The following is a 1,034-nucleotide window of genomic DNA, read 5'->3' as shown; positions in this document are numbered from 1 at the left end:
AGGACCGGCTGGCCGGCGTAGGCAGCCAGGTAGATGCCCTCCAGGGGCGGCAGGTCGGCGCCGAACCGGTCGAACAGCGCGGCCATCGCGGTCTCGTCGGTGGCGTCGGCGGCGACGGTGACCAGCGTGGTCCCGGCCGCGGCAAGGCTTTCGGTCAGTTCGTCGAGCCGCGAACCGGGGTTGCGCGAAACGGCGACGATCGTCTTTGCGCCCATCCTGGCGAGTTCGCGGATCAGGTGTGGGCCGATGTTTCCGGTGGCGCCGATGACCAGCTGGCAGGCGCCGCCGTCCAACGTGACGGCTTGGGTGGGCAGGGCGCGGTGTTGCAATCGCGGGACGTGGCGCAGGCCCTGCCGGTAGACGACCTGGTCCTCGCCGTCGGTGCCGGCGGCTTCGGCCAGCAGCCGGGGCACGGTCAGTTCGGCGGGTACGGCTTCATCGAAGTCGATGATGCCGCCCCAGATTTCGGGGTGTTCGAGTGCGAGGGTGCGTCCCAGGCCCCACAGCGCCCCGTGTGCGGGGTTGGCGCGGTCGCCCTCGGTGGTCGGTTGGCCGTTGCGGGTGACGATGAACAGCTTCGCTGGCGTGGCGGCGGCCGCCATGGCCGCGGTGAGCCGGCGGGTGTGGTGGAACAGCTGATAGGCGACCGCGACCGACGTTCCGGAGGCGGGCGGCGCGTAGAGCACGCGGTCGACACCGTTGAGCGCCCCGTGCAGTGCCTCTTCGTCGGCGAGGGCGCCGGACTCCAGGCCCTCGATGCCGATTTGGGACCCGGCGACGCGGTCCAGTTCGCCGGTCAGCTCGGTGTCGCCCACGACCAGCCATCGACCGCCGCCGGGTGGCGGAGCATCGGGGAGCGGTCGCACGGGCCAGGCAACCCCATAGGACCAGTCATCGATCGGGGTGCCGTTGCCCCTTCGCGCAGAGCGGGTGTCCGTCGCAGCGCGGGGACTGTTGGGCCGCAACGCCGGTGGGGCGGCGGACGCGATGTCGATCCAGTGGCGGGTGTGGTGCCAGGCGAGAGGATCGGCGAC

At 71.9% G+C, this 1,034-nt stretch carries 1 protein-coding gene; it reads right to left on the bottom strand.

What is annotated here, in order from left to right; translation table 11 throughout:
- Nucleotides 1-1,034 (bottom strand): SDR family NAD(P)-dependent oxidoreductase (locus A5701_RS22065; protein ID WP_156670210.1); only part of this gene is annotated, 1,034 nt, incomplete at both ends.

Origin of the sequence: Mycobacterium sp. E3305, assembly GCF_001666785.1 — a bacterium.
Classification (GTDB): domain Bacteria; phylum Actinomycetota; class Actinomycetes; order Mycobacteriales; family Mycobacteriaceae; genus Mycobacterium.
This window is presented reverse-complemented; position numbering and strand designations above follow the sequence as displayed.